Below are 24974 nucleotides of genomic sequence, written 5' to 3' on the forward strand. Positions count from 1 at the left end.
TGTCGTCTTCACCCGATCAATGACCGGGATGCTCGGCTTCCCACTTCTGGATCTGGTCCTGATCGGTCATCGCTGTCTCAATGAACAGCACATCGCTTGCATCGGCACTTACCTGACATTCGATAGATTCGACATCCCACACGCCCGCGCCATCCCGCCGCCGAAGAAGCGTCTCGCCAATGCGCATCTCGCCTTCGAGTACGAAGACATAGACGCCGTGCGATACCGAGCGCGGCTTGTACACATAGTTTTTGGCGTCATCTGTGACGAGTCGCGAGATGCGAAAGTCCTGCGAAATGGGCAGTGCCCCATCAGCATCACCAACGAGCTGTTCAATGCGATCGCGGCGGGTACGGATATCGAAATGCGCCGCCTGATAGGACGGCGGCAAGAGAAGCTGATCGGGAAAGAGCCAGATGTAGATCACCTTCATGTCCTCAGGACCAATGCTGAGCTCGCTGTGCTTGCCGCCTGAGCCGGCCGAAAAGACGTAATAGTCACCTTGGTGCAACCGATCCACGGCCCCGTTGCCGACGGTGTTGATGTGGGTGAGCTCGCCCTCCAGCACGAACGCGCAGATCACGAAGTTGTGGTGCGGATGCATGTTGTAGCCGCAGCCGGCCCCGTGAAAGGTTTCGTCACCGAGTACCCGCAACGTTCCGAAACCGGGCCGGCCGCCTTGATATTCATGGAAGTTGAAGCTCGACTCGCGGGTGACAAATCCGTCCGGGTGCCCAGCAACGTAGGAAGCGCTCAGCCCCTGCGAAGAGATGCGGTTGTGTCCGCGTTCGTGCGACCGTAAGACGAATGATTTAGTCACTTCCATTCCTTAGCGCTGTGCCGCGGGTTGGCCGTGCGCGTAACCGATCATCACCATCTCGAACATGTCCTTGGGTGTGCCGCAGTCCGGGCACACCCAATCTTCGGGGACGTCATCCCATCGGGTGCCGGGCGCAATGCCATGCTCTGGCAGCCCGAGAGCCTCGTCATACAAGAACCCGCATCCCAGGCATATCCACCGCTTGAACTCCGATTCCACCATTGCCCTTGCTGTCTCCTAAGTTCAGTGGCGGGGTGACAAGTGGTGGTGGTAGAAGGTGATGTCTTCGGCGTCGCGCAGGTCGAGGACTTCGCATCCGGTGTCGGTCACTGCCACCACGTGCTCCCAATAGACCGCTAGCGAGTCGTCGACGGTGATCGCTGAGCGGGTGTTGTTGGACAGCCGTGTTCCTTCGCCGCTGCCGGCACAGATGAAGGGCTCCACCGTGATCACCATGTTCTTTTCCAGGACGCGGCCCTCGTTGCGCGGGTCGCGGTAGTAGGGGATCAGCCAGCCGTCGGCGTGCACCTGGCCGATCGAATGCCCGGTGCCGCTGGGCACCCGCAACATCGAAAAACCAAAGGACTCAACATAGGCCTGGACCTCTTCGGCGATTTTCTGCAGCTGCGCGCCGGGGCGCACCAGGCTGATCCCGAGGCACATGGCCTGATAGCCCACCTCGAAGAGCAACCGGGCTTTGGCCGAGGTCTCTTGCCCCACGATCCACATCCGTTGGGTGTCGCCGCACCAGCCTTCCTTTTTGACGCTGACATCCACGCCGAACAGGTCGCCCGTCTTCAACGGAATCGCGCTGGGCTCCCCGCTAAAGGCGATCTCGTTGTGGGCGATCGAGATGCAGGCGTACTGGCTGGAGTCGTAACCGGACAGATCTTCGCGGTCGACCTGCGCGCCGTATTTGTTGACGATCAGGTCGTAGGCGATGTCGTTGATGTGCTGTGACGTGACACCGGGTTTGACGTGCGGGGTGAGTTCGGACAATATCTGCGCGCAGATTTTGCCGGCCTCACGCATCATCGCGATCTGATCGGGCGTCTTGATCGAGATCTGATCGTGGTCGATTTTGTGGGTCGCACTGGCTACTGGACTCATGCTGTCTCGTCCAGACCGAAGAGCTTGGCAGAGTTGGTGCGACCAATCTTGATCCGGTCGTTCTCGCTGATGGGGGCGGTATCGAACCATGGCGCCAGTTCGTCCATGGACTCATACGGGTAGTCGACTGAGAAGAGGACTCGGTCGGCACCCACCTCAAGCATGGTGTCGAGCAGGGTTGAGGTGCGGAACACGCCACTGGTGGCCAGGTAGAAATTCTGCCGCAGGTAGGCGGTCGGGGGTTGCTTGTGCGGGCCTTGGGTTTCCGTGCGTTGGTGGCGCAGCCGGTGTTCGAGACGTGGCAAGGTGAATGGCAACGCCTCGCCGCAGTGGCCGAGGATGACGTTGACGTTGGGGTAGCGGTCGAACAGGCCGCTGAGGATCAGCCGCACCGCGTGGGTGGAGGTTTCCTGCCCGAATCCCCAGGCCGAGCCCAGTAACCCGTCGTAGCCCTGATAGATGCGTTGCTGGTTGGGTAGCGGGATCCGCGGGTGCAGAAAGACCGGTACGTTCAGTTCGCTGACCTTATTCCAGAACGGGTCGACCGGGGCTTCGTCGAGGTAGCGGGCGGTGTTTTCGTCGCCAATGTTGGTGTAGCCGTTGACTATTGCGCCGACAGCGCCCAGGTCCTTAACGGCACGCTCAAGTTCGGTGGCGGCGGCTTCTGGATCCTGCAGGGGTACCGCGGCAAACAACCGCAGCCGGTCCGGGTGGCGGCCAACCAGTTCTTTCGTGGCAGAGTCGTTGAGCCTTTTCGCGGTATCGATCGCGGTGCGGGTGTCGGTGATGCCCTCGATACCAGGCTGCGTCAGCGACAGGATCGACACTTCGATGCCGTTGCGGTCCATGTCCTCGACGCGCTCATCCACCTCCTTTAGTCGGCGCTCCACCTCGGCGAAGTAGTCGGGCTTGGTGAAGACATGCTCGCCCGTGACATCGAAATCTGTTGGTTCCCAGTGTTCCTCGAGAGCAATCTTTCCATCCATTATTCCATCCTTCAGTGGGCGGCCGCGGCCGCTGTCGCGCGTTTGAGGCTGAAGAGGCGCTCGGCGTTGTTCCGACCGATCTTTTCGCGGGTGTTGTCGTTGATGGCGGCGTTGTCGAACCACGTCGCGGCGTCGTGCATGGACTCGAACGGGTAGTCCACGGAAAACAGCACGCGGTCTTCACCGATCTCGGCGATGGTGGCATTGAGCGCTTGCGTCCGGAAGAAGCCACTGGTAGTCACATACAAGTTCTCCCGCAGACACTGCGTCAGCGGCTTTTTGTAGCGGAGGTCAGCTTGCCGGGAAACCCAGTGGTCGATTCGCCACATGGTAAACGGCAACGTTTCGCCGAGATGGCCGATAATGATGGTCAGGTCAGGGAATCGGTCAAACAGTCCGCTGACCATCAATCGCAGCATGTGGGTGGAGGTTTCCACAGTGAACGCCCACGACGCGCCCAACAGTTCGGGGCAACCCTGATACATGCCCGCATTGGCCGGCAGGGGGTTACGCGGATGCAGATAGATCGGCGCACGGAGGGCCTCGACGCGTTCCCAAAACGGCAAGAATCGCGGATCGTCGTAATACAAGCCGGTTTCGGCATCGCCTAGGTTGGTGAAACCGTTGACCATCGCCCCGTGAAAACCTAGGTCCTTAATGCATCGCTCCAGCTCGTCCGCGGCGGCCGCGGGGTCTTGCAGGGGCAGTACGGCAAAACCGCCGTAGCGAGGCTCATGGGTGGCCACGATCTCGGCCAGGGTGTCGTTAACCTCTTTGGCTCCGCTGACCGCCTGGCGGGCGTCGGTCTCTGATTGGATATCCGGCGACACCAACGACAGGATCGCGTAGTCGATGCCGGTGGCGTCCATGTCCGCTAACCGCTGCTCGCTGACGTCGAGCAGCCGGCGTCGGATTTCCCGCATGTTCGCTGCGTCGGCGTACTCCGGAATCTCGAACTGGGGCAGGTTGTAGTGCTCTTCAAAAGCAATCTTGCCGTGCATCTGATCACCCTCCTCGGCGGGGCGTCGCCGGTTGGACAGCGGATTTGCGCTCACTCCAACAACTACCGGCAATCGGTGCCGCCCGCGGATCGAATTTCCGATCGATCCAATAGGTTCGGCTTATATCAGGGGGCGCACCAGCAAACGAGGCGATCGACCCAGCTAATAGCGCCGATAAGCAATACGCATAACCTCAAGGCGGTCTTGGACTAAAAAGAGGTGAGAGCGCGCTACCACGCACAGCATCCACAAACTATCTCCGCGAAGGGGTAAGCAGATGACAACAACACTCGAGGGCTCGACCGCATTGGTAACCGGCGCGACAGCCGGGATCGGTCGGGCGGTAGCACTGCAACTCAGTCAGCTCGGCGCCGAGGTCATCGTGCACGGGCGCAGCGCCGAACGTGGCGCCAAGGTCGTGCAGGAGATCCAAAACGCCAGGGGCAAAGCACGTTTCATCGCTGCCGATCTCGCCGACGCCGACGACGTGCGCCGGCTGGCCACCGAGGCGGGCCCGGTCGACATCTTGATCAACAACGCCGGTGTCTACAAGTTCGGTACTACCGTCGACACCGACGTCGCGTTCTTCGACGAGCACATCAACATCAACCTGCGCGCCCCGTACATCCTGGTGCAGAAGTTGGTGCCGGGCATGGCCGAGCGGGGCCACGGCGTCGTCGTCAATCTCAGCACCGTCGCCGCCGGTATTCCAGCTCGCACCGGAGGCATCTACGGTGCCAGCAAGGCCGGCGTGGAACTGCTGACCCGTGTCTGGGCGGATGAATTCGGTCGGTCCGGTGTACGGGTGAACGCGGTGCAGCCCGGACCGGTCGAAACCCCCGGCACCGACGCGATGCCAGGCCTTACAGACGCCTTTGCCGCCTACACCGCGATGGGGCGGGCCGCCTCGCCCGACGAGATCGCCAACGCCATCACGTTTCTGGCCTCTCCGGCAGCGAGCTATGTGAACGGCGCCATCCTGCAGGTCAACGGTGGTCAGCTAGCGATCGGTGGTTAGCGCCCGCCTACCGGGCAACGGAGGTCGTCATGTCTAACAAAGTGTTGGTCACCGGCGCGAGCGGTCTGCTCGGGGTTGCCGCGATCGAGAAGTTCCTATCCGCGGGCTGGGAAGTAGTCGGCGTTTCGCGCCGCAAGCCCGAGCTGCTCAGCGGCCGGGAGATCGAGTTTGTCTCGGCCGATCTGCGGGACCGCGAAGCGACCCGTGCCGCGTTCGAGCCGCTGACCGACATCACCCACATCGCCTACACGGCGCTGCATGAAAAACCCGAACTCGTCGCCGGCTGGTCAAGCAAAGACCAGATCGACACCAACAATGCCATGTTGCGCAACGTCGTTGAACCGATCTTGTCGGGCGCCAACGACTTTCAGCACATCAGCATCCTGCAGGGAACGAAGGTCTACGGCGTGCATCTGCACCCGATTCCCATCCCGGCACGGGAAAGCGATCCGCGTGACCCGCATGACAACTTCTTCTTGGATCAAGAAGACTACGTTCGCGAAATGGGCCCCAAGCATGGGTTCACTTACACCGCACTGCGCCCGCAACTCGTCACCGGTCCGACACCCGGTGCGTTGAACGTGCTTCCGGCCATCGGTGTGTACGCCGCGATCCAACGCGAAAAGGGCGAACTGTTTGGTTTCCCTGGTGGCCCGTCATTCGTCTGGGAAGCAGCCGACGCCGACCTGGTCGCCGATGTGATGGTCTGGGCTGCGGATTCACCTCGCGCAGCCAACGAGGCATTCAACATCACCAACGGCGACGTCTTTGAATGGCGGAATGCGTGGCCGGCGCTGGCCAACACCCTGGGCGTGCAAGCCGGACCGGATGCTCCGATGAGCTTGGCCGGCTATCTTGCCGACCATTCCGACCTGTGGGATCGCATCGTCGCCAAGTACGGCCTTCGCCCGCTGAGCCTGCGCCAACTGGTCGGTCACGGTGACCAGCACGCGGACTTCGCGTTTGCCTACGGCGCGCCGGAAGGGCCCCGCGCCTTTGTCAGCACCGTCAAGCTGCGCCAAGCCGGGTTCACCGAAACCATCGACACCCGGGACGCGTTCCGCAACGCGTTGCAGTCACTCATCGACCACAAATTTCTGCCACCCGCAGCATTGGACGTCGCCTAGGGAGTTGGATTGACTGCAGCCAATCGAAAGGAGTCCCGATGAGCGCCGCATCCACGCAGTCCATCGCCGGCATTGCCATCCCCGACACCCCGCTCACCCGTGAAATCACCGAGTACATCCGCGACACCGAAGACGAGCTGTTGTTCAACCACTCCCGCCGGGTGTTCCTCTTTGGCGCGCTGCAAGGTCGTCGACGTGGTCTGCAACCCGACCTCGAATTGCTTTACACCGGGGCGATGTTCCACGACATCGGACTCACGGAGGGCTACCGGACGTCGATGCTTCGGTTCGAGGTCGACGGCGCGAACGCGGCACGGGATTTTCTCCTGGAGCGTGGCTTCGACGAGGCCACCGCGCGTAAGGTCTGGCTTTCCATTGCGCTGCATACAACGCCCGGCGTGCCAGAATTCCTAGACCCGGAAATCGCGCTCGTCACGGCCGGAGTCGAGACTGACGTCCTGGGCATCGGTCGTAACGACCTATCCGCCGAGGCGATTGAGGCGGTCACCGCCGCGCATCCTCGACCCGACTTCAAGAACCGGATCCTCCGGGCGTTCAACGACGGCATGAAGCACCGGCCGGACAGCACCTTCGGGACCATGAATGACGATGTGCTGCAACACTTCGACGACTCATTCGTCCGCGACAACTTCGTTCAGATCATCCTCAACAACAGCTGGCCGGAGTAGGAGAACGACGGCTAGGGCGATCCCTTTCGCACTGCGGCTTCGATCTTGTCGCCGGTTTCCTTATCGATGTTTTTCCAGTACTCGAACGCACGCTCCAACACCTGCTCGGAGACCCCTTTGAGCAGGTGCCCGGCGACGTTGGAGACCAGCCGCTCACGCGCGGCGTCGTCCATCACCTCGCGAACCAGGGTGCCGGCCTGACTCCAGTCGTCGTCGTCGGCACGCAGGGTGTAGGCGGTGCGGACCATCTCCCCGTCGGTGTGCCAGAGCGCCTCGGCGGTACGCGACGGATCAGCTTTGGGTCCGCCCTTGGAATTTGGCGCATACACCGGATCGCTGACCGGGATCATGCGCATCGCACCATCCTTGGAATAGGAATGCACCGGACACTTGGGCGCATTGACCGGGATCTGCTGATAGTTCACCCCGAGACGGGCCCGATGAGCGTCGGCGTAGGAGAACGTGCGGGCCAACAGCATCTTGTCCGGGCTGAACCCGGTGCCCGCCACCTGGTTGCTCGGCGCAAACGCCGCCTGCTCGATCTCGGTGTGGTGATCGGTGAAGTTGCGGTCCAACACCAGCTTGCCCACCTCGACCAGCGGGTAGTCGGCATGCGGCCACACCTTGGTCAGATCAAACGGGTTGATCCGGTAAGTCTTGGCGTCCTCGAACGGCATGATCTGCATCTTCAGCGTCCAGCTCGGGTACTCGCCGCGCTTGATCGCCTCATGCAGGTCGCGGGCGTGGTAGTCGCCGTCCATGCCGGCGAGCCGGTCGGCCTCGTCCTGGGTCAGGCATTGGATGCCCTGATCGGAGACGAAGTGGTATTTCACCCAAGAGATCTGCCCTGCGGCGTTGATCCAGCTGTAGGTGTGCGAGCTGTACCCGTTCATGTGCCGCCAGCTGGCCGGGATACCCCGGTCACCCATCAGCCAGGTGACCTGGTGGGCGCTCTCCGGGGACAACGTCCAAAAGTCCCATTGCATGTCGTTGTCGCGCAGGTTGTTGTCGGCGCGGCGTTTCTGCGAGCGGATGAAGTGCTGAAACTTCATCGCATCGCGGATGAAAAACACCGGGGTGTTGTTGCCGACCATGTCCAGGTTGCCCTCGGAGGTGTAGAAGCGCAGCGAGAACCCGCGCGGGTCCCGCCAGGTGTCTGGGCTGCCGCGCTCGCCGGCCACGGTCGAGAACCGGATCAGCGTGTCGGTCTTGGTGCCGGGCTGAAAGACCGCCGCGCGCGTGTAAGCGCTGACGTCGCCGGTCACTTCGAAATGCCCGAACGCCCCCGAGCCCTTGGCATGCGGCTGGCGCTCCGGGATGCGTTCCCGGTTGAAGTTGGCCATCTGCTCGATCAGATAGTGGTCCTGCAGCAGGATCGGGCCATCCGTGCCGATCGTCAGCGAGTGATCATCACTGGCGACCGGAATCCCCGCGTCTGTGGTCGTCGGGTTGAGCTGCTGGTTGCTCTGCTCGTTGTTCATGGGATTCATGTACCCAGTTTCGGACCGCAACCAACGGCCCGGCTGCGCAAGATCAGCCATTTTTCCCACAAATCGCGACGCGCCGGCTCCGTCCGCGGCAGGAACGCCGTCTCGTCGCCAGTGCGTTTGCTTGCGTTCACTTCGAGGACGGCAATAGCGCGCCTGGTGTGCAAACATCGCTGACAGAATTACGGCCTGCGCGCCGCCGCGCCAACGTGGGGGCTGCCACCACCACTAAGGGAGTTAGGACTCGCGATGACCGATGTCGATCAGACAACCTCCGAAGGAAACTCCGCCACCAGTGGCGTCCGGGCCGACTTGGCCGAGCACTCCCGCACCGGCATGGGTGCGCCCGCGCTGCAGCGGGCGATCACCGATCATCTGCGCTACTCGATTGGGCGTCCGGCCGCGGCCCTGCGGCCCGAGCACTACTACCGGGCGCTCGCCCTGGCCGTGCGCGACCGGATGCAGGACCGCCGGGTGGCATCGACGCAGACCTCACTCGACCTCGGTCGCAAGGTCACCTGCTACTTGTCTGCCGAATTCCTGATGGGCCCGCAGCTGGGCAACAACCTGCTGAACCTGCGCATGGAGCGGGCCGCAAAGACCGCGCTGGCGGCGATGGGCCAGGACCTCGACGAGGTTCTGGCATGCGAGGCGGAGCCCGGGCTGGGCAACGGCGGCCTCGGCAGGCTCGCGGCGTGTTACCTGGATTCGCTGGCCACCCTCGAGCGTCCGGCGATCGGCTACGGCATCCGCTACGAATTTGGCATCTTCAATCAAGAGATCCGCGACGGCTGGCAGGTCGAGAAGACCGACAACTGGCTCGTCAACGGAAACGCTTGGGAGATAGCCAAACCCGATGTCAACTACTTGGTCAAGTGGGGTGGCTACGCCGAGCAGTACACCGACGACGCCGGTACCGACCGCAGCCGGTGGGTGCCCGGGCGGCTGCTGAAAGGCGTCGCCTACGACACGCCCATCCAGGGTTACGGCGTGAACACCTGCAACGTGCTGACGTTATGGAGCGCGCGGGCCGTCGAGTCGTTTGCGTTGGAGGCCTTCAACACCGGCGACTACTACAAGGCGGTCGAGGACGAGGTGACGTCTGAGACCGTCACCAAAGTGCTGTACCCCAACGACGAGCCGGAGGCGGGCAAGCGGCTGCGGCTGCTCCAGCAGTACTTCTTCGTGTCCTGCTCGCTGCAGCACGTTCTGCACATCATGGATGATCTCGCCGACGCCGGCGTCAGGGAACTCCCCCAGCGATTCGCCTTGCAGCTCAATGACACCCACCCGTCGATCGGGGTCGCCGAGCTGATGCGGTTGCTGGTCGATGAGCGCGATCTGGACTGGGACGAGGCCTGGGAGATCACGGTCGCGACGTTCGGCTACACCAACCACACCCTGTTGCCCGAGGCCTTGGAGACCTGGCCGCTGGAAATGTTCGCCGAGTCGCTGCCCCGCCATCTGGAGATCATTTACGAGATCAACCGCCGGTTCCTGGACGAGGTGCGCGCCAAGTTCCCCGGCGACGAGGACCGAGTCCGCCGGATGTCGCTGATCGGCGAGGACGGCGGCAAGAACGTCCGGATGGCGCACCTGGCCACCGTCGGCAGCCACGCCATCAACGGTGTCGCCGCGCTGCACTCGGAGCTGCTGAAAGAAAGCGTCCTCAAAGACTTCTTCGAGCTGTGGCCGGAGCGGTTCAGCAACAAAACGAACGGCGTGACACCGCGGCGCTTCCTCGCGCTGGCCAACCCGGGACTGCGCGAGCTGCTCGACCGCACCATCGGGGACGGCTGGCTGACCGACCTGGGGCGCCTGCGCGGGCTGGAGCCGTTCGTCGAGGACGCCTCGTTCCGTGCGCAGTGGCACGACATCAAGCGCAGCAACAAGGCCCGCCTGGCCAAGTACATCCGCTCGGCGACGGGCGTCGAGCTCAACCCCGACTGGATGTTCGACGTCCAGGTCAAGCGCATCCACGAGTACAAACGCCAGCATCTCAACGTGCTGCACATCGTCGCGCTGTACCACCGCCTGAAGCAGAATCCGGGGCTGTCGATTCCGCAGCGCGCCTTCATCTTCGGCGGTAAGGCCGCTCCCGGCTACTTCATGGCCAAGCGGATCATCAAGCTGATCAACGCCGTTGGCGAGACGGTCAACGCCGACCCGGAGGTCAACCGGTTCCTGAAGGTGGCATTCGTGCCGAACTTCAGCGTCAAGAACGCGCACATGATCTACCCGGCGGCCGACCTGTCCGAACAGATCTCCACCGCGGGCAAGGAAGCCTCCGGCACCGGGAACATGAAGTTCATGATCAACGGCGCCCTAACCATCGGCACGCTCGACGGGGCCAACGTCGAGATGCGCGACGAGGCCGGAGCCGAGAACTTCTTCTTGTTCGGCTTGACCGAGTCCGAGGTCGAGAAGGTCAAGGCGGACGGCTACCGCCCGGAGTCCTACATCGACGCCAACGACGAGTTGCGCGCGGTGCTGGACCTGATTGCCGGCGGGACGTTCTCGCACGGCGACACCGACGTGTTCCGGCCGCTGGTCGACAACCTGCGCTATGACGATCCCTTCCTGGTCTGCGCGGACTACGCCTCCTATGTGAACTGCCAGGACCAGGTGAGCGCCGCCTGGCAGGAAAAGGACTCGTGGACGAAGATGTCCATCCTGAACACGGCGCGCAGCGGCAAGTTCTCCTCGGACCGCGCCATCGCCGAGTACTGCGACGACATCTGGAAAGTCTGGCCGCTGACCGTGACCATGTGATCCGCGCGGCTCGGCCCAGTCAGGCCTCGCCGCGCAGCGAAAGCTACTCGGCGCTAACCAATCTCGCGCGCGACAAAGATGGCGATGTAACCGATCGGGATGCCCGTTCGAATGGCGATGTATTCCCGCGCCGCCAACTCGACCGCGGCCCGACGGCTCGCGCGGGCGACCCCGCCGATTTCGGGGATCCGGATCATCCACCCGTCCGCCTCGCGGGTGACTTCGATGTCGAAACACTGACCGACCGTGGGGCCCTGCACGCGCTGAGCGACACGTCTGGTACGGCCGCTGCGAAAAGATTGTGGGCGCCTCAGAGTGGGCTGAATAGACATGGGTATTTTCCTGAGTCGACGATGAACCGCGGGCAAGCGTAATGCCACTCGGGGCTAGAAGCCTAATCGGCCGACGCCGGGTAGCGGATCAGGTTGAAATTTCAGGTTCACTCAATTCCTCTCCGCACGCGGCATACGTTGCTGCACAATCGGCCATCGAGGAGACCGCGCGAATGACCGAATATCGCAAGATCGCCGCACTGGGCAGCTCATACGCAGCCGGGCCGGGCGTGCCGCCCGTCGTGAACCGTGCCGCGATGCGATCAGGAAACAACTACTCGCACGTCCTGTCCCGGATGATCGGCGCCGAACTCACCGATCTCACCGTCTCTGGGGCGACGACGTCGACAATTCTCGACACTCCGCAGCGAGTGGGCCTCACAAAGTTTGCGCCGCAGATCGCGTCCCTGCCCGCCGATGCCGACCTGGTGCTGGTAACGGCGGCTGGCAACGACCTCGAATACCTGGGTTCTGCGATCAAGCTCGGCGTGTGTTTCACGATCGACCGATACACCGGGGGGCGTCTGCAGCGCTGGAAGCCAACCGTCCCGCCGACCGTGACTGCGCAGCAGCGGGACCTCGCCGCCACCGGGCTGGCGCGGATCGTGACGGAATCACGCCTGCGAGCACCGCAAGCCCGGGTCATCCTGGTGGACTATCTTCCGATGGTCGGGGAACCAACCGTTCCATTCGAAGATGTTCCGTTCGATGCGGCGTCCATCGAAGCGCTGGCATCTGTTCATGCACAACTGACCGGCGTGTTCGCCGACGTCGCCGAGCGAACCAGGGTCGAGTTGGTGCTCGCGTCCCAGTTGGGACGCGGACACGAACTCGGCAGCGCCTCCCCCTGGATTCAGCCTCTGCAACCCATTTATCGCGTGGCGGCCTCGTTCCACCCTTCCACCGACGGGATGAAGGCGGTCGCCACGGAACTCCTGAGGACTATCACCAAGCGGGCAGGACGATCATGACGACGGCACAAAGCGGAACGCCCCGCCGATGGGACTCGCGCCGAACCGCGAAAGCGCAACGCCTGCAAGCCGGTAGCGCACACAGCAAGGGGAAGGTGATCGAGCCGGGTCGGCTCGAGGACCTGTTGCACGACGTCATCCGCCCCGGTGACCGGGTGGCGCTGGAGGGCGACAACCAGAAGCAGGCCGACTTCCTGTCCCGCACACTGGCTGACTGCGATCCGCACCGCATCAACAAGCTGCACATGCTGATCTCCTCGGTGTCGCGCTCGGAGCATCTCGATCTGTTCGAAAGCGGCATCGCCGCGAAGCTCGACCTCGCCTATGCCGGGCCGCAGAGCGTGCGCATCGCCCAGATGGTCGAAGACGGCACTGTTCAGATCGGCGCCATCCACACCTATGTCGAGTTGTATGCCCGGATGTTTGTCGATCTCGCCCCCGACGTCGTGCTGCTGTGCGCCGAGAAGGCCGACCGCGACGGCAATCTGTACACCGGACCGAACACCGAGGACACCCCGACGATCGCCGAAGCCGCAGCCTTCCACGACGGCGTGGTGATCGTCCAGGCCAACGAGATCGTCGACGGCAGTGACGATCTGCCGCGGGTAGACATTCCCGGCAGCTGGGTGGATTACGTGGTCGCCGCCGACCGGCCATTCTTCCTGGAGCCGCTGTTCACCAGGGACCCCCGTCACATCGGTCCCGTCGAGATCCTCAAGGCGATGATCGCGATCCGGGGCGTCTACGAACGCCACCAAGTGGTTTCGCTCAATCACGGTGTCGGGTTCGACACCGCCGCGATCGAACTGCTGCTGCCGACCTACGGTGACAAACTCGGCCTCAAAGGCAAGATCGCCCGGCATTGGGTGCTCAACCCGCACCCCACCCTGATCCCGGCCATCGAGTCCGGCTGGGTCGAGTCGATCCACAGTTTCGGCGGCGAGTCCGGCATGAACCGCTACGCCGCTGCCCGACCCGACGTGTTCTTCATCGGCGCCGACGGTTCGCTGCGCTCCAACCGCGTGCTCGCGCAACTGGCCGGCCAGTACGCGATCGACATGTTCATCGGCTCCTCGCTGCAGATCGACGCGGACGCCAACTCGTCCACCGTGACCGACGGACGGTTGTCCGGCTTCGGCGGCGCTCCGAACATGGGCCACGACCCCCACGGACGGCGTCACTCGTCGGCCGCCTGGCTGGACCTCGCGCACGGCGACGGAGCCAGCCGACGCGGACGCAAACTGGTGGTGCAGATGGCTCAGACCTTCCGGGCCGGAGGCGTTCCCACGTTCGTCGAGACCCTCGACGCCATCGAGGTCGGCAAGCAGGCCGGTATGCCGCTGCCGCCGGTGATGATTTACGGCGACGACGTCTCCCACGTCGTCACCGAGGAGGGGGTCGCCTACCTGTACAAGGCGCATTCGCTGACGGATCGCCGCGCCGCGCTGGCAGCCGTCGCCGGCGTGACGCCGGTGGGCCGATCCGCCGACGCGCGGCAGGTCGAGTCACTGCGACGCGACGGCCTGATCGCCTTCCCTGAGGACCTCAAGGTCGAGACCCGGCTGGCCGACCGATCCCTGCTGGCGGCGCGCAGCATCGAGGACTTGGTCGCCTGGTCGGGCGGACTGTATGAACCACCCGCGCGGTTCAGGGACTGGTGACCTCAATGATCACTGCAACGCCGTCTGCCGCAACGCTTCTCACGAGCACCTCGATCGCCGACCTAGCCGTCGCCGCCATCCGCGCCGAAGCGGACCTCACCCCGAAGCCGGGGCTGGTCGATCAGCGAGGCTGCGGTGCACACACCGACATGGATCTGGCCATACTGCACGCGTCAGCCGAGTCGCTGCGCACTTCCTTCACCGAATGCGCTTCTGCAGCAAAGCAATCGATCACTGGCCCCGAACTGAGGGCCCGGTTGGGTGAGATCGGCCGCGCTGGTGAACGGGCCATGCTCGCAGCCACCGGCGGGGTGAACACCCATCGGGGCGCGCTGTGGGCGTTGGGGCTGCTGAGTGCGGGGGCGGCGCTGGGCAGCGGGACGGCCGGCGCAGTCGAGGTCGCGGCACGATTGGCTGCGATCCCCGACCGACACACCACCGCCACGCAGGCGTCGCACGGTGCGCGCGCCCGTCTCCGCTACGGAGTCTCCGGCGCAGCCGGCGAGGCGCAAGCGGGGTTCCCCCACGTCCGCCTGCACGCACTCCCCGCGCTGCGCGCCGCCCGGCGCTCTGGCGCAGACGAAGGGACGGCGCGCCTTGAGGCACTGTTGTCACTGATGGCCAATCTCGACGACACCTGCGTGCTGCATCGCGGCGGATCGGCGGGGCTGCGCGCGCTGCAAGCGGGCGCGCAGGCCGTTATGGACGCCGGCGGGTTCCGCACACCCGAGGGTCGACGGCGCTTCGCCGCTCTCGACGACATGTGCTTGACCCGACGGCTGTCACCTGGCGGCAGCGGAGATCTGTTGTCGGCCACATTGTTTCTCGACGCCCTGGAGGAGAGGCCATCTCAGCCATGCAGACCCTGAACTACCGATTCCCGGCCCAGGAGGCCGCCTCGCACAAAGTGCACATCGGCGTCGTCGCGTCGGGCGATCTGGAGATTCTGCTCGAGCCGCCAGCGGAGGATTCGCCGGACAGCGTGGTCGTCCGGGTCCGCACCAGCGTCAACGGATTCGACACCGTCTGGCACGACGTCCTCGAGCGGTTCTTCACCCGTACCCCCCTGGCGGGCCGCTGGGAACTCAACGACTTCGGCGCCACCCCCGGCGTCGTGAACCTACGACTGCGCCAAGCCGCTGAAGCCGGAGCAGCCGCGAACGGGCCGACCTCATGACCGACACCGGCCTGCTCGCCGGACTGACCTGGCCGGAACTCCTCGCCCGACGCAGCTTCATCGAACTCGACGCGTCAGGCCGCGCGACCGCACTGCTCGACCCGGGCTCGCTGCGGGTCCTCGCGGGGCCCTTCGATCGGCTGGAGTCGCCCTGGCTGGTTCCCCAGGGCATCACCCCGCAGGCCGATGACGGCACCGTGATCGCCCGAGGTACCGTCGACGGCCATCCGGTCGTAATCGGCTCCATCGAACAGGGTTTCCAGGGCGGCGGGACCGGCGAGGTGTCCGGAGCCAAGATCTCGCAGGCGTTGCTGCTGGCCGCCGCGGACTCGCGGGCGGGTACGCCGACCGCCGCGGTGCTCCTCTTCGAGACCGGCGGTGTCCGACTGCAGGAAGCCAACCTCGGACTCAACGCCGTCGCCGAGATCTGTTCAGCCGTATTGGATCTGCGCCCGCTGGCACCGGTGATCGGTATCGTCGCAGGCACCGTCGGATCGTTTGGTGGAATGAGCATCGCCGCGGGGCTGTGCACCCGGCTCATCGTCACCCCGCAAGCCCGCATCGGCCTCAACGGGCCTGCGGTCATCGAACAGGAAGGCGGCATCGACGAATTCGACTCGAGCGACCACACCCTGATCTGGGCGGTCGACGGCGGCGAGCAACGGTATGCCACCGGGCTGGCCGACGATCTCGTTCCCGACGACGCCGACCGGTTGCGCGCCGCTCTCATCGACGCGATCGACGCCGGTGTCGCCGAAGCCGCTCGGCACCGCAGCCAACGCCTCGACGTATTGGCCTCCCGGCTCGCGACGCTGGATCCCGCTACTCCCCCGGACCCGCGGGATCTGCGAACGTTGTGGGGTGGCCGTTACGAGCCGGTCGCTATTCCCGTTGACGCCGGGCCTAGGCCGATCGATAAGACTGGCGACCCGCCCACCAGCAGGGGCCGGACCTGGCTGCACGCGCTGAGCGGCGACCGCGCACCCGAACCGATCATCCCGTCGGTGTTGTCGGCAACGACGGATACCGCCCGCTATCTGGCCGTGGTACCCGATCCCGATAACCGGTTCTATCGCGCCCGCGAGGGACAGGTCGGCCTGACCGAATCGCTGGCCTTGGCTCAGGCCGTCCGCGATCTTGTCGAGGCCGATGAGGACGCGCAGCACAAGCGCGCGATCGTCGCCGTCGTCGACCTCCCCAGTCAGGCCTACGGCCGCACTGAGGAGATGGCCGGTTTGCACCTGGCAATGGCTGCCAGCACCGACGCGTACCACGCCGCCCGAATCGCCGGACACCCCGTCGTCGCCGTCGTCGTCGGCACCGCCCTTTCCGGGGGGTTCCTCACTCATGGTCTACAGGCCAACCAGATCCTGGCGCTCGACGACCCGGGAGTCGAGATCCACGCCATGCACAAGCCCGCCGCCGCCCGCATTACTTTGCGCACCGTCGACGAACTCGACGAACTCGCCAAGACCATTGTGCCGCTGAGCTACCGCGTCGAAGACTGGGCGAAGCTCGGATTCTGCGACGGGCTGCTGAAGGTCGAGAACGCGGACACCCCAACGGCGCATGACGTCGAGGTGGTGGACGCGGCGATCGCCGACGCCGTTCAACGGGCCCGCAGCGGCCCCGTCGACCTGTCCAACCGGCTCGACTCGGATGCAGCCGTCACGATGCGGCACGCCTCGCGTGCGGTCCGTGATTTGCTTGCCCGGCAATGGAACCCAGAGTCCTAACGTGATCTCGCCCCGACCGCACGACCTGCTGCGCCTGTCGGGTGGACGGGTGCCCGCGGCCGCGCCGGGGTGGGTTAATAGGGCGCTGGCCGTGACACCGTGGGTCGTCGTCCGGCGGGCAGCGGCCCCACAGGGCCGGATCGCCGTCGGTGTGCGCGGGACAAGCAGATCCGAACGCTATGCCACGGCGGTGGATCCGGATGACGTCTGCGAGGTTGTGGTTCCCGAGGACCTCGCGCACATACCCCCTCGCGCCCATCGCGAACTGGCTTCGATGCGCACGTTACGCACCGTTCGACCGGTTCTGGACGATACGGGGCTGCCGTGGGGCCCGACCGGAAGCGTCGGCTTCGAACTGGCCACCGGAATCCCCACGGCCACAACCGAAAGTGATCTCGATCTGATCGTTCGGGCACCACGCGGTTCGTCGGGGGCGCTGACGCTTCTTGCCGCGTTGCATCGCGAGTTCCGTGCTCTCGCCGTGCGAGTGGACTGTCAAGTCGAAACCACCTCTGGCGCTATCGCATTGGCTGAACTTGTCGGCGGACAATCCGACGTCATGGTGCGAACCGCCGCAGGGGTCCGGCTCGTCCCGCGCGCCGTCGCAGTGTCATGAGTCTGGCGTTTCTGTTTCCCGGCCAGGGTTCACAGCAGCCAGGAATGCTGCACACCCTCCCAAGCACCCCGGCGGTTTCGGCGGTGCTGGACGAATCCCGTTCTCAGCTAGGGCGCCTCGGCCTGACTGCAGACGTCGACACGGCCGCAGCGTTGCAGGACACCGCCCACGTCCAGATCGCTCTGCTCATCGCCGGCGTGGCGTGCGCGCGAGCACTGAGCGATGACCACGGTCTGACCCCGCAGTTCGTCGCCGGCCATTCCGTAGGTGCCTTCTGCGCCGCTGTCACGGCTGGCGTCATCACCCTTGCCGAAGCCCTGGCCGCGGTGGCGCTGCGCGGCGATCTGATGAAAGAGGCATGCGCGGATGGTGATTGGGGCATGGCCGCCGTGACCGGACTATCCACCCGATCCGCCTGTCAGATCGCACAACAGGTCGCCACCGCCGATGACCCCGTCTGGGTGGCGAACATCAACAGCGCGACCCAAACCGTGTTCAGTGGTACGGCATCAGCGCTGCGGAAGGTAGCCGATGCAGCCAAGATCGCCGGGGCGCTCAACTACGAACGACTCGACGTGGCGGTGGCGTCGCACTGCCCGAAGCAGGCGGCCACCGCGCAACGGATGGCGGCGCACCTTGCCGGATTGCCGCGCCGCGAACCCACCGTGCGCTACCTCACCAACACACGGGGACGGGCCACGACCTCAGCTCAGACCGTACTTGACGACCTGGCCCAGGCGGTCGCGCGCACGGTCCAGTGGTACGACGCCACCCGGCTGATGAATGAGCTCGGCGCGACCTGCGCCGTCGAGACCGAGCCCGGTCACGTCCTGACCCGACTCCTGGCGTCGGCCGCACCCGCGGTCGCCGCGATCTCCCTGCAGGACAACGGTCTTGCGGCTGCCGTCCGACGGGCAAACCGACTGCTCGATACCGGGACAGGTCGCAGGCCGGTATAGGTTAGAGGCGCACAGGCCGATCGTTGCGCAGAACAACTTAGGGAATGCTGTTCCAATCTCAACCGGTTGTTCTCACGCGTCGGTGGGCGAGCTCGCGGAAGTAGTCCGTCAGCGTTCGCGGTTCGCGGCCCAGAATCGCGCGCAGCACCAGTGGGTTGCCGCCGGGCAGGCCGTGCCGGTCGTAGTGCGGGTCTAGTCGTCAACAGAGCTGATCGTTGGATCTTGGCCTGACCCCGATCAATTCATCCATGGCTTACGGGAGTCTTACAGCCCACGACGCGGGCAGGAAGGCTCAACAAGATCATGTTGACTAGGAAGCGACACAGCCCGGAGCAGATTGTGCGCAAGCTGATGGCGGCCGATCGGCTCCTTGCCGAGGGCAAGGACACCGCGGCAGTATGCCGGGAACTGGGTGTCTCCGAGGCCACCTACCAGCGGTGGCGCAACCAGTTCGGCGGCCTGAAAGCGGCGGACGCCAAACGCCTCAAGGACCTCGAACGGGAGAAGGCCACTCTCAAACGCCTACTTGGAAGGACGCGCTACGGGAGATCGCGAAGGGAAACTTCTAGGCCCGGAACGTCGGCGGGCAGCCGTTCGTCAACTTCAGCGCGTGCTGGGGGTCAGTGAGCGGTTTGCCTGTCGCGTGACCGGGCAGCACGACGCAACCCAACGACACGCACTCGTCTCTGCCACGCCAGAGGACCCCCGACGCCGCCCTGCGAACCTAGCTTCGCCAGTATGCCAAGGAACATCCGCGGCGCGGGTTCCGACCGACCTATCACGACGCCCGCGCTGAAGGCTGGGCAGTCAATCATACGAAGGTGCAGCGTCTTTGGCGCGAAGAAGGGCTTTGGGTGCCGCAGCATCGCCGGCCCGCTAGGCGTCCGTCTGTACCCACCAATGAAGGACTCTCGTCCGCCGTGGAGCAATTCAGGCAGTCCCGCCATCATTTGTGAGGCAACCTGCAATTTGACGTCACGAAGATGAGTGTCGGCAACGGCAGTCATTGAGCCACCTGCCGACTGGACCGAGCGCGTTGCCCGCCTGCTTGCGTATCGGTGCCGAAGATCTTTCGGAAACAGTCCTCGCCGTAGCTGGTGCCTTCGGGTTCGCCGGGGGTCAACCGATATGTTCTGACACCGTCGGAAAGGCGCTCGGCTCGTAGGAACAGGTACCCGGAATTGTGGCATGTGTGGAGACTGTGGGCGAGGTCGTAAAGGTGGGTTACCAGAAGCACTTTGACCCCGCTTTCGACCATCGCCTGCACGATGCCTTGCGCGATCTGCGATCCTTCGCGTGCATTGGTCGAAGCGAAGGATTCGTTGCTCAACAGCAGCGATGTCGGGCCGACGTAGTCGACCAGCGCGCTCATCCGGGCCATTTCTTCGTCGAGCTTGCCATGGGTGAGGGTGACGTCTTCTTGGCGGGTGAAGTGTGTGAAGACGCCGTTTCGGACGTTGGCGCTGAATTGTTGTGCGGTGACGAACATGCCGGCTTGCATCATGAGTTGTGCAGCTCCGACACTGCGTAGGAACGTCGACTTGCCGCCCCCGTTGGCGCCGGTGATGACGATCAGTGTTTTCCCGTCGGCCGCGACGTCGTTGCCGGTGATGTCGTGGCTAGTGGCCAGGCACAGCGCGACGTCGCGCAGACCGCGGCAGTCAAACCGCGTTACCTCGATCGGTGCGGGCACCGGAAAGCACATCGGAACACGGCGTTTGGTGAGCGTGTCGTGCAAGTTCAGGCACCCAAGGTAGAATCCGAGTTCGGTTCGAAGCCGCCCGAAGAAACGTTGAATGTGTTCGGCTGATCGGGTAATTGAATTTGCGACGTCGTTGATCGCGCGACCCGCGAACTGGGTGAGCGCGTGCGCATCGGCCAGGTCACCGTCGTCGACCACAAACCCGCGGCCGTTGCTGTGGTTTCCGGTTAGCCCGGCCCAGCGACTGCGCTGCGGCGGCTGGTGAAGAACGTGGTCTGCGCCGTAGTTGCCGGGTCCGGTTCGTGCGCTGAGCAGGACTCCACGCGGAAGATGCAACTCGCGCAGATACTCCTCGACCTGGGCCAAGTAGTCATCGGAGAGCTGCTCAGCGAACATCGCGAACAGCTGCCGAAACCCGGTCGAGCTGAAGCGGTCGACGTACGTATCGCCAAGGCCACGCAGCTGCCTCATACTTTTGGTGAGCAGTTCCATGACCCGCACGGAGCGGCGCAGGATCAACATCGGGTCCCGCGATCCCAGGCCGCCGAGAAACACTTTGTGCCGCAGTTCGAGCCCGCTGACCGCGACCACGGTGTCATACAGCTGTTGGACCGCGCTGCGATTGGTTAGGCAGTCGGTCAACACCTGTTGGCGGAAAACGATGACATCAGGGTCGTTGACGGCCAGCGGAACCACCTTCTCGGCGGTCTCGCGCAGGAATGCGTCGCCGCCCGCCATGGCGTCATAGAGTCGGCCCAGTTCCAGGTCCTCGTTAAGGAGAATGCCCAGCTGCCAAGGCAACCGGGGTTCCAGACCCTGATCGTGTTCGGGATGGAGCAGGCGTACCTTCATCCGCAGATCCTGCGCCGCAGCACGTCAGGATTGAGTCCGTGTCTATCGGCTAACGCGGCGGCGTAGGCCAGGCCGTCCGCGCGACGACGCGTGAAAGTGAATGTGCGCGTGAATCTCTCATCGAGAGCAACTTCGCCGACCATGCTGACGCACGCTTGATCCAGACCGGCGAGCTCGTCGAGGAACGTAACGCACACGGCGACACAGCGCAGCGCGATGATTCTCCCCAGGATTTCGGTGCCGATGAGCAACGCGTCCGCGACCGTGGTGGACGACAAGCTTTCATTCATGATGATGACGCTCGTCGCGGTCGCGCCCGACAAGATGTCACGAATCCGTATCAGCTCGTCCTCAAGTTTTCCGTGCGGTGTCGAGAGAACCTCTGAACGGTCGAAGTGGGTATAGATTCGGTCAGGCAAGGTGAACCTGGCCCAGCGGGCGGGCACCGGACAGCCCAGCGAAGCAAGATAGGCACACTGGCCGATGGTCCGGGCGAACGTCGTTTTGCCGCCCTGATTGGGTCCGGTAACGACCAGAATCCTCTCGAGCCCCGACAGATGAAAGTTGTTGCTGACTAGGGCCTGCGCCTCGCTAGTCGACTTGATCGCCAGTGCCAGATCGAAAGCTTCGTCCGCCGACAGCGCGCCAGGCTCGGCCGTGACCTCAGGATAGCTGAAATTTACACCCGCGCTCGTCAGACGGCGAACGATCGCCAAATAGCATAAATAGAAACCGATCTCGTGGTCGAACCGCTGGATCACGGACTCCACGAACTGCTTGTGTCGGCGACAGAAATCATCGAGGCGGGCAAAGGCATGCGGGTAAAGCTTGGCAACGCAGCCCAGGATCTGTTCCTCGACATGGCTCATACCGGAGTGATCCTTCGCGGCCACCCGGTAGTCCTCGCCTACCTCGCTGGCGAACCTTTCAAATGTCGCCACGACTTCTTCACCGTAATCGGTTTGGCTGTCGTACTTCTCGACATTCACCCGCAGACCGTCAACGTGCACGGTATAGCGCGCCTCGTGTAAAGCGCTCTGGACGGCAGCGGTGTCGCTCGCCAGCCTTCGGAATGTGTCGCTAGCGACGTATTCGGCGACATAGTCGGCGAAGTCGCGCAGCCCGCGAGAAGTCAGCTCAACGCGTGCAAGTTGGTCGCGTAGCGATGCGACCACATCGCAATACGTGTGAACGGCGTGAAGGAACCCGCCTTGGCGTTGCAGCGGATAAGGCAGCCAATTAGCCTGTTCTAGACTGCGCTGCATCGTTGCCATGCCGTCAACAAATATCGAGATCGGCTGGCGGGTTTCGTCGCGTTCGAGATCCTGGAACACCCGGTGGCGGTGTTCGACGAAAGAAATCTCGTGCAGCGGGACGTAAAAGAGCCGATGCAGATGATCGTCGGTCGATGCGGCAGTGACTGTGGCGATGACCTCGTCGAGATGCAAATCGGCGAAGCATCCTGGCACTTCGTCGATGCCGCTCGAGCCACCGCCCTGCGGGAACAGGATGCTGGTAAAGCGCGCCACTCGCTCCCCCGCTATCTATCGTCAAAGGCACACCATGGTGAAATCCGGTCAACCCGATGCGGCGGTCGCGGCGGGCTCCTTCGCCTACGCGGATGCTACGCCACCAGATGTCGGCAAAGAGGCATTCCGCGGACGAACGAGGGGCGTTGAGCGGTCGAGGCTCGGCTATCGATAATGGGATGTACATGAATGCGGATACGACCAGCTCACACCGCTAGCCTGCAATCCGTATACGCCGATGAACGACCCTCATTTGCCGTGGACCAGTTCACGGGGTCCGGTCAATCTGCGAACGGATACGCGGCTCCGCGAGTGACGGGGCGTCGACGTGTTCCTGACCGACTGGCCCCGGCTAACGCGCCCCCCGCGCCCTCAAGCGCCAACGGGTTGACTCAGCTTCCTACTCCGGCAGCGATGCGCTCGCACCATTCGCTCGCAGCCTAAGAAGTCCGATTATTACCTCGTCCTCTTCTCGAGCGAGCTCGTCGACGGAGCGTCCCGCGGCTTCGCGCGTCACACCCTCAACGATGGTTTGCTTGAGTTCCGGAGTTACTTCGGGATTTCCAAGAGTCTTCATCATTGCCGCAAGCGGATCCATGAGTTGCTCCATGAAGTGGTCGATGCCGCCCGCTCCACCGCCTAAATGCCATTGCAGGCTTTGGCCCATCACACCCCACCGGAGTCCGGGCCCGTAGCTGACAGCGGTGTCGGTCTCCTCGACACTCAGCACGCCTTGTTCAATCAGGTAGAGAATCTCCCGGTACAGCGCAGCCTGTAGCCGGTTGGCGACGTGTCCGGGCAGTTCCTTGCGTAAATGAATGGGCTTCTTGGCGATCGAGGTGTAGAAGCGCATCGCGTGCTGGATGGCCTCGGGCGATGTCTTGGTGCCGCCCACCACCTCCACAAGCGGAATGATGTGGGGCGGATTGAACGGGTGGCCGACAATGACCCGCTCGGGGTGCTTGCAATCCGATTGCATCACGCTTGGTGTTATTCCCGACGAACTTGAGGCGATGATCGAGTCGACGGGCGTCGCTTCATCCATGTCCGCGAACAACTTCATTTTGAAATCCGGCCGCTCGGGGCCGTTTTCCTGAACGAAGTCGGCCTGCGCGAGCGCCTGTCCCATGTCTTCGGTAAAGCTCAAGCGGTCGCGCGATGCGCCCGCCGACAGGCCGATTTCTTCGAGCAGTTCCCAGGCCTCGTCGACGTATTTGCGCAAGTTGGATTCAGCGTTGGGAGCCGGATCGGTCGCAACGACGTCTAAACCCCGCGCCAGATACTGTGCCGCCCAACTCGCGCCGATCACACCGGTACCGACCACTGCGACGCGACGAATTGGTTTATCGAATGACATGACGACGTCTCCGTTCAAGAAATTTCGGCGTATGCGATGCCGGTCAAGTTTCCTTGAGCGACGAGCAGGGCTTTCTCGTCCGAACCATCGAGCTTGGCCGAGAGGATATTGCCCCCCAGGTCGGTGACAAACATCCGGTCACCCTTCAGATCCAGGGCGATACCGATTCCCTCCATCAAGTGCGTGAGCACGATCTCCGGGGCGGGGCGGCCCTTCTGATCCGAATCCATCGGTGCGCGATTGACCGTGTTGCCGCGGGGGGGATCGCCGCGGTCGGTCCAATAAATGACGCGATGGTTGAGATCGAGTTCCAAATCGATCGGCTCGGGGAGCCCGTCATAGAGAACTTCAATGTCTGCTCGATCAGACGCCGTCTGTCCGTCGGGAATCTCGATACCCGCGCGGAAAAGGCGGCCCCTGTCGGCGTTGTCGGGACCCTTCTGGGTCCAGTAGACCTTGCCGCCATCAACATCGACGGCCACACCCACGCACCACTTCGTGGCGTCCGGACCCGGTCGCCGGTCGCCCTGACTCGTGTTCACCACGGTCTCGATGTTCGAACCGTCAAGGTTGGCGCGCATCACGCGCATGCCCTCGCGGTCGCACCAGTACAGCATTCCGCTCTTGCGTTCGAGTTGGAGCTGCTTGGGAGTAAATGTGGCGCCCTGCGGAACGATCGTCTTTCGATTCCTCCCGTCGAGGTCGGCTCGCTCGATCGAGCCATCGTTCGCCTTGGGATCCCCCATGTTGGTCCAGTAAATGTGTCCCGCCTCGACATCGATCACGATGCCATCGGGGAGTCTGCAGTCGGTGACGATGACCTTGCGGTCGGACCCGTCCGAATTAAGCGAGACCACACGGTTGTCGCTGAGGTCGAGAAGGAACAGGCGACCCACCGTGGCTGTGCCGCCGGACGCACGTCGTGGCTGCTGCATTTGCGAACTGACCATGTGCCTCACCCCAGATCCATCGGAACCGAGCCGAGTGCCCGATTGGCCTCAGCGTCAAGTAGTGCCATCGTTGTACTGGCCGCCGACGCCGTCTACGTGTTTGGTAACAGTGATCTATAGCG

The 24974-nt window shown here is 63.7% G+C and carries 22 protein-coding genes and 1 pseudogene; 12 read left to right on the top strand and 11 right to left on the bottom strand.

Annotated features, from left to right (window positions below):
* Positions 1–16 precede the first annotated feature (16 nt).
* The 5 genes from VNW74_RS18260 to VNW74_RS18280 are packed head-to-tail and all read right to left on the bottom strand — an operon-like array spanning position 17 to position 3971.
* Positions 17–826 (bottom strand): pirin family protein, encoded by an 810-nt coding sequence (locus tag VNW74_RS18260; protein ID WP_325679309.1) that lies wholly within the window; start codon positions 824–826, stop codon positions 17–19.
* Positions 827–829: 3 nt separating this feature from the next.
* Positions 830–1042: a rubredoxin gene (locus VNW74_RS18265; protein WP_325679311.1), complete on the bottom strand. Its 213-nt coding sequence runs from the start codon at positions 1040–1042 to the stop codon at positions 830–832.
* A gap of 21 nt (positions 1043–1063) precedes the next feature.
* Complete coding sequence (locus VNW74_RS18270; protein WP_325679313.1) at positions 1064–1930, bottom strand: M24 family metallopeptidase; 867 nt, start codon at positions 1928–1930, stop codon at positions 1064–1066.
* Positions 1927–2916: an amidohydrolase family protein gene (locus tag VNW74_RS18275; RefSeq protein ID WP_325679315.1), complete on the bottom strand. Its 990-nt coding sequence runs from the start codon at positions 2914–2916 to the stop codon at positions 1927–1929. Before VNW74_RS18275 ends, VNW74_RS18270 begins: the two co-directional genes overlap by 4 nt.
* Before the next feature lie 11 nt (positions 2917–2927).
* Positions 2928–3971: an amidohydrolase family protein gene (locus tag VNW74_RS18280; RefSeq protein WP_325679317.1), complete on the bottom strand. Its 1044-nt coding sequence runs from the start codon at positions 3969–3971 to the stop codon at positions 2928–2930.
* A gap of 223 nt (positions 3972–4194) precedes the next feature.
* Here VNW74_RS18280 and VNW74_RS18285 point away from each other — a divergent pair, with 223 nt between their 5' ends.
* Genes VNW74_RS18285 through VNW74_RS18295 form a run of 3 tightly spaced genes read left to right on the top strand, consistent with a single transcriptional unit; the run spans position 4195 to position 6751 of the window.
* Entirely contained in the window at positions 4195–4935 is a 741-nt protein-coding gene (locus VNW74_RS18285; protein WP_325679319.1) for an SDR family oxidoreductase, read from the top strand.
* Positions 4936–4964: 29 nt separating this feature from the next.
* Positions 4965–6062 carry an SDR family oxidoreductase gene (locus VNW74_RS18290; RefSeq protein ID WP_325679321.1) on the top strand — a complete coding sequence of 366 codons (1098 nt, stop codon included), beginning with the start codon at positions 4965–4967 and terminating at the stop codon, positions 6060–6062.
* A 38-nt stretch (positions 6063–6100) separates the two neighbouring features.
* A complete protein-coding gene (locus VNW74_RS18295) occupies positions 6101–6751 on the top strand; it encodes an HD domain-containing protein (protein WP_325679323.1) in 651 nt (216 codons plus the stop codon).
* Positions 6752–6762: 11 nt separating this feature from the next.
* Here the strand turns inward: VNW74_RS18295 and VNW74_RS18300 are convergent, their stop codons facing one another.
* Complete coding sequence (locus tag VNW74_RS18300) at positions 6763–8241, bottom strand: catalase (protein WP_325679325.1); 1479 nt, start codon at positions 8239–8241, stop codon at positions 6763–6765.
* Between the two features lie 333 nt (positions 8242–8574).
* On the opposite strand from VNW74_RS18300, the gene VNW74_RS18305 reads away from it, so the two are divergent.
* Positions 8575–11010 carry a glycogen/starch/alpha-glucan phosphorylase gene (locus tag VNW74_RS18305; protein ID WP_325679362.1) on the top strand — a complete coding sequence of 812 codons (2436 nt, stop codon included), beginning with the start codon at positions 8575–8577 and terminating at the stop codon, positions 11008–11010.
* 53 nt (positions 11011–11063) lie between these two features.
* Here the strand turns inward: VNW74_RS18305 and VNW74_RS18310 are convergent, their stop codons facing one another.
* Complete coding sequence (locus VNW74_RS18310) at positions 11064–11207, bottom strand: long chain fatty acid-CoA synthetase Faa4p (RefSeq protein ID WP_325679364.1); 144 nt, start codon at positions 11205–11207, stop codon at positions 11064–11066.
* Between the two features lie 308 nt (positions 11208–11515).
* Between VNW74_RS18310 and VNW74_RS18315 the strand changes: the two genes are divergently transcribed.
* The 8 genes and pseudogenes from VNW74_RS18315 to VNW74_RS18350 form a co-directional block, all read left to right on the top strand.
* Positions 11516–12313, top strand: coding sequence for an SGNH/GDSL hydrolase family protein (locus VNW74_RS18315; protein WP_325679327.1), 798 nt, complete (start codon positions 11516–11518; stop codon positions 12311–12313).
* Positions 12310–13974, top strand: coding sequence for a malonate decarboxylase subunit alpha (mdcA, locus tag VNW74_RS18320; protein WP_325679330.1), 1665 nt, complete (start codon positions 12310–12312; stop codon positions 13972–13974). Before VNW74_RS18315 ends, mdcA begins: the two co-directional genes overlap by 4 nt.
* 5 nt (positions 13975–13979) lie before the next feature.
* On the top strand, positions 13980–14843 hold the full coding sequence (locus tag VNW74_RS18325; protein ID WP_325679332.1) for a triphosphoribosyl-dephospho-CoA synthase: 864 nt from the start codon (positions 13980–13982) through the stop codon (positions 14841–14843).
* Positions 14831–15151, top strand: a complete 321-nt coding sequence (gene mdcC, locus VNW74_RS18330; protein WP_325679334.1) for a malonate decarboxylase acyl carrier protein — start codon at positions 14831–14833, stop codon at positions 15149–15151. Before VNW74_RS18325 ends, mdcC begins: the two co-directional genes overlap by 13 nt.
* The gene (gene mdcD, locus VNW74_RS18335) at positions 15148–16887 is read left to right on the top strand and encodes a biotin-independent malonate decarboxylase subunit beta (protein ID WP_325679336.1); all 1740 of its coding nucleotides are present in this window, start codon (positions 15148–15150) and stop codon (positions 16885–16887) included. The genes mdcC and mdcD overlap by 4 nt, the downstream gene beginning before the upstream one ends.
* A gap of 1 nt (position 16888) precedes the next feature.
* A complete protein-coding gene (locus tag VNW74_RS18340) occupies positions 16889–17503 on the top strand; it encodes a malonate decarboxylase holo-ACP synthase (RefSeq protein ID WP_325679338.1) in 615 nt (204 codons plus the stop codon).
* Positions 17500–18462, top strand: coding sequence for an ACP S-malonyltransferase (locus tag VNW74_RS18345; protein ID WP_325679340.1), 963 nt, complete (start codon positions 17500–17502; stop codon positions 18460–18462). Before VNW74_RS18340 ends, VNW74_RS18345 begins: the two co-directional genes overlap by 4 nt.
* Before the next feature lie 303 nt (positions 18463–18765).
* A pseudogene (locus VNW74_RS18350) lies at positions 18766–19343 on the top strand (transposase); the annotation flags it as partial.
* A gap of 122 nt (positions 19344–19465) precedes the next feature.
* On the opposite strand, the gene VNW74_RS18355 reads toward VNW74_RS18350, so the two are convergent.
* The 4 genes from VNW74_RS18355 to VNW74_RS18370 form a co-directional block, all read right to left on the bottom strand.
* Positions 19466–21016, bottom strand: coding sequence for a MutS-related protein (locus tag VNW74_RS18355; RefSeq protein ID WP_325679342.1), 1551 nt, complete (start codon positions 21014–21016; stop codon positions 19466–19468).
* Positions 21013–22350, bottom strand: coding sequence for a MutS-related protein (locus tag VNW74_RS18360; RefSeq protein ID WP_325679344.1), 1338 nt, complete (start codon positions 22348–22350; stop codon positions 21013–21015). The genes VNW74_RS18355 and VNW74_RS18360 overlap by 4 nt, the downstream gene beginning before the upstream one ends.
* Positions 22351–22945: 595 nt before the next feature.
* Positions 22946–23902, bottom strand: coding sequence for a 3-hydroxyacyl-CoA dehydrogenase NAD-binding domain-containing protein (locus VNW74_RS18365; RefSeq protein WP_325679346.1), 957 nt, complete (start codon positions 23900–23902; stop codon positions 22946–22948).
* Between the two features lie 14 nt (positions 23903–23916).
* Positions 23917–24852: a 3-hydroxyacyl-CoA dehydrogenase gene (locus VNW74_RS18370; RefSeq protein WP_325679348.1), complete on the bottom strand. Its 936-nt coding sequence runs from the start codon at positions 24850–24852 to the stop codon at positions 23917–23919.
* Positions 24853–24974: the final 122 nt, after the last annotated feature.

The organism is Mycobacterium sp. (assembly GCF_035570115.1).
Classification (GTDB): Bacteria; Actinomycetota; Actinomycetes; order Mycobacteriales; family Mycobacteriaceae; genus Mycobacterium.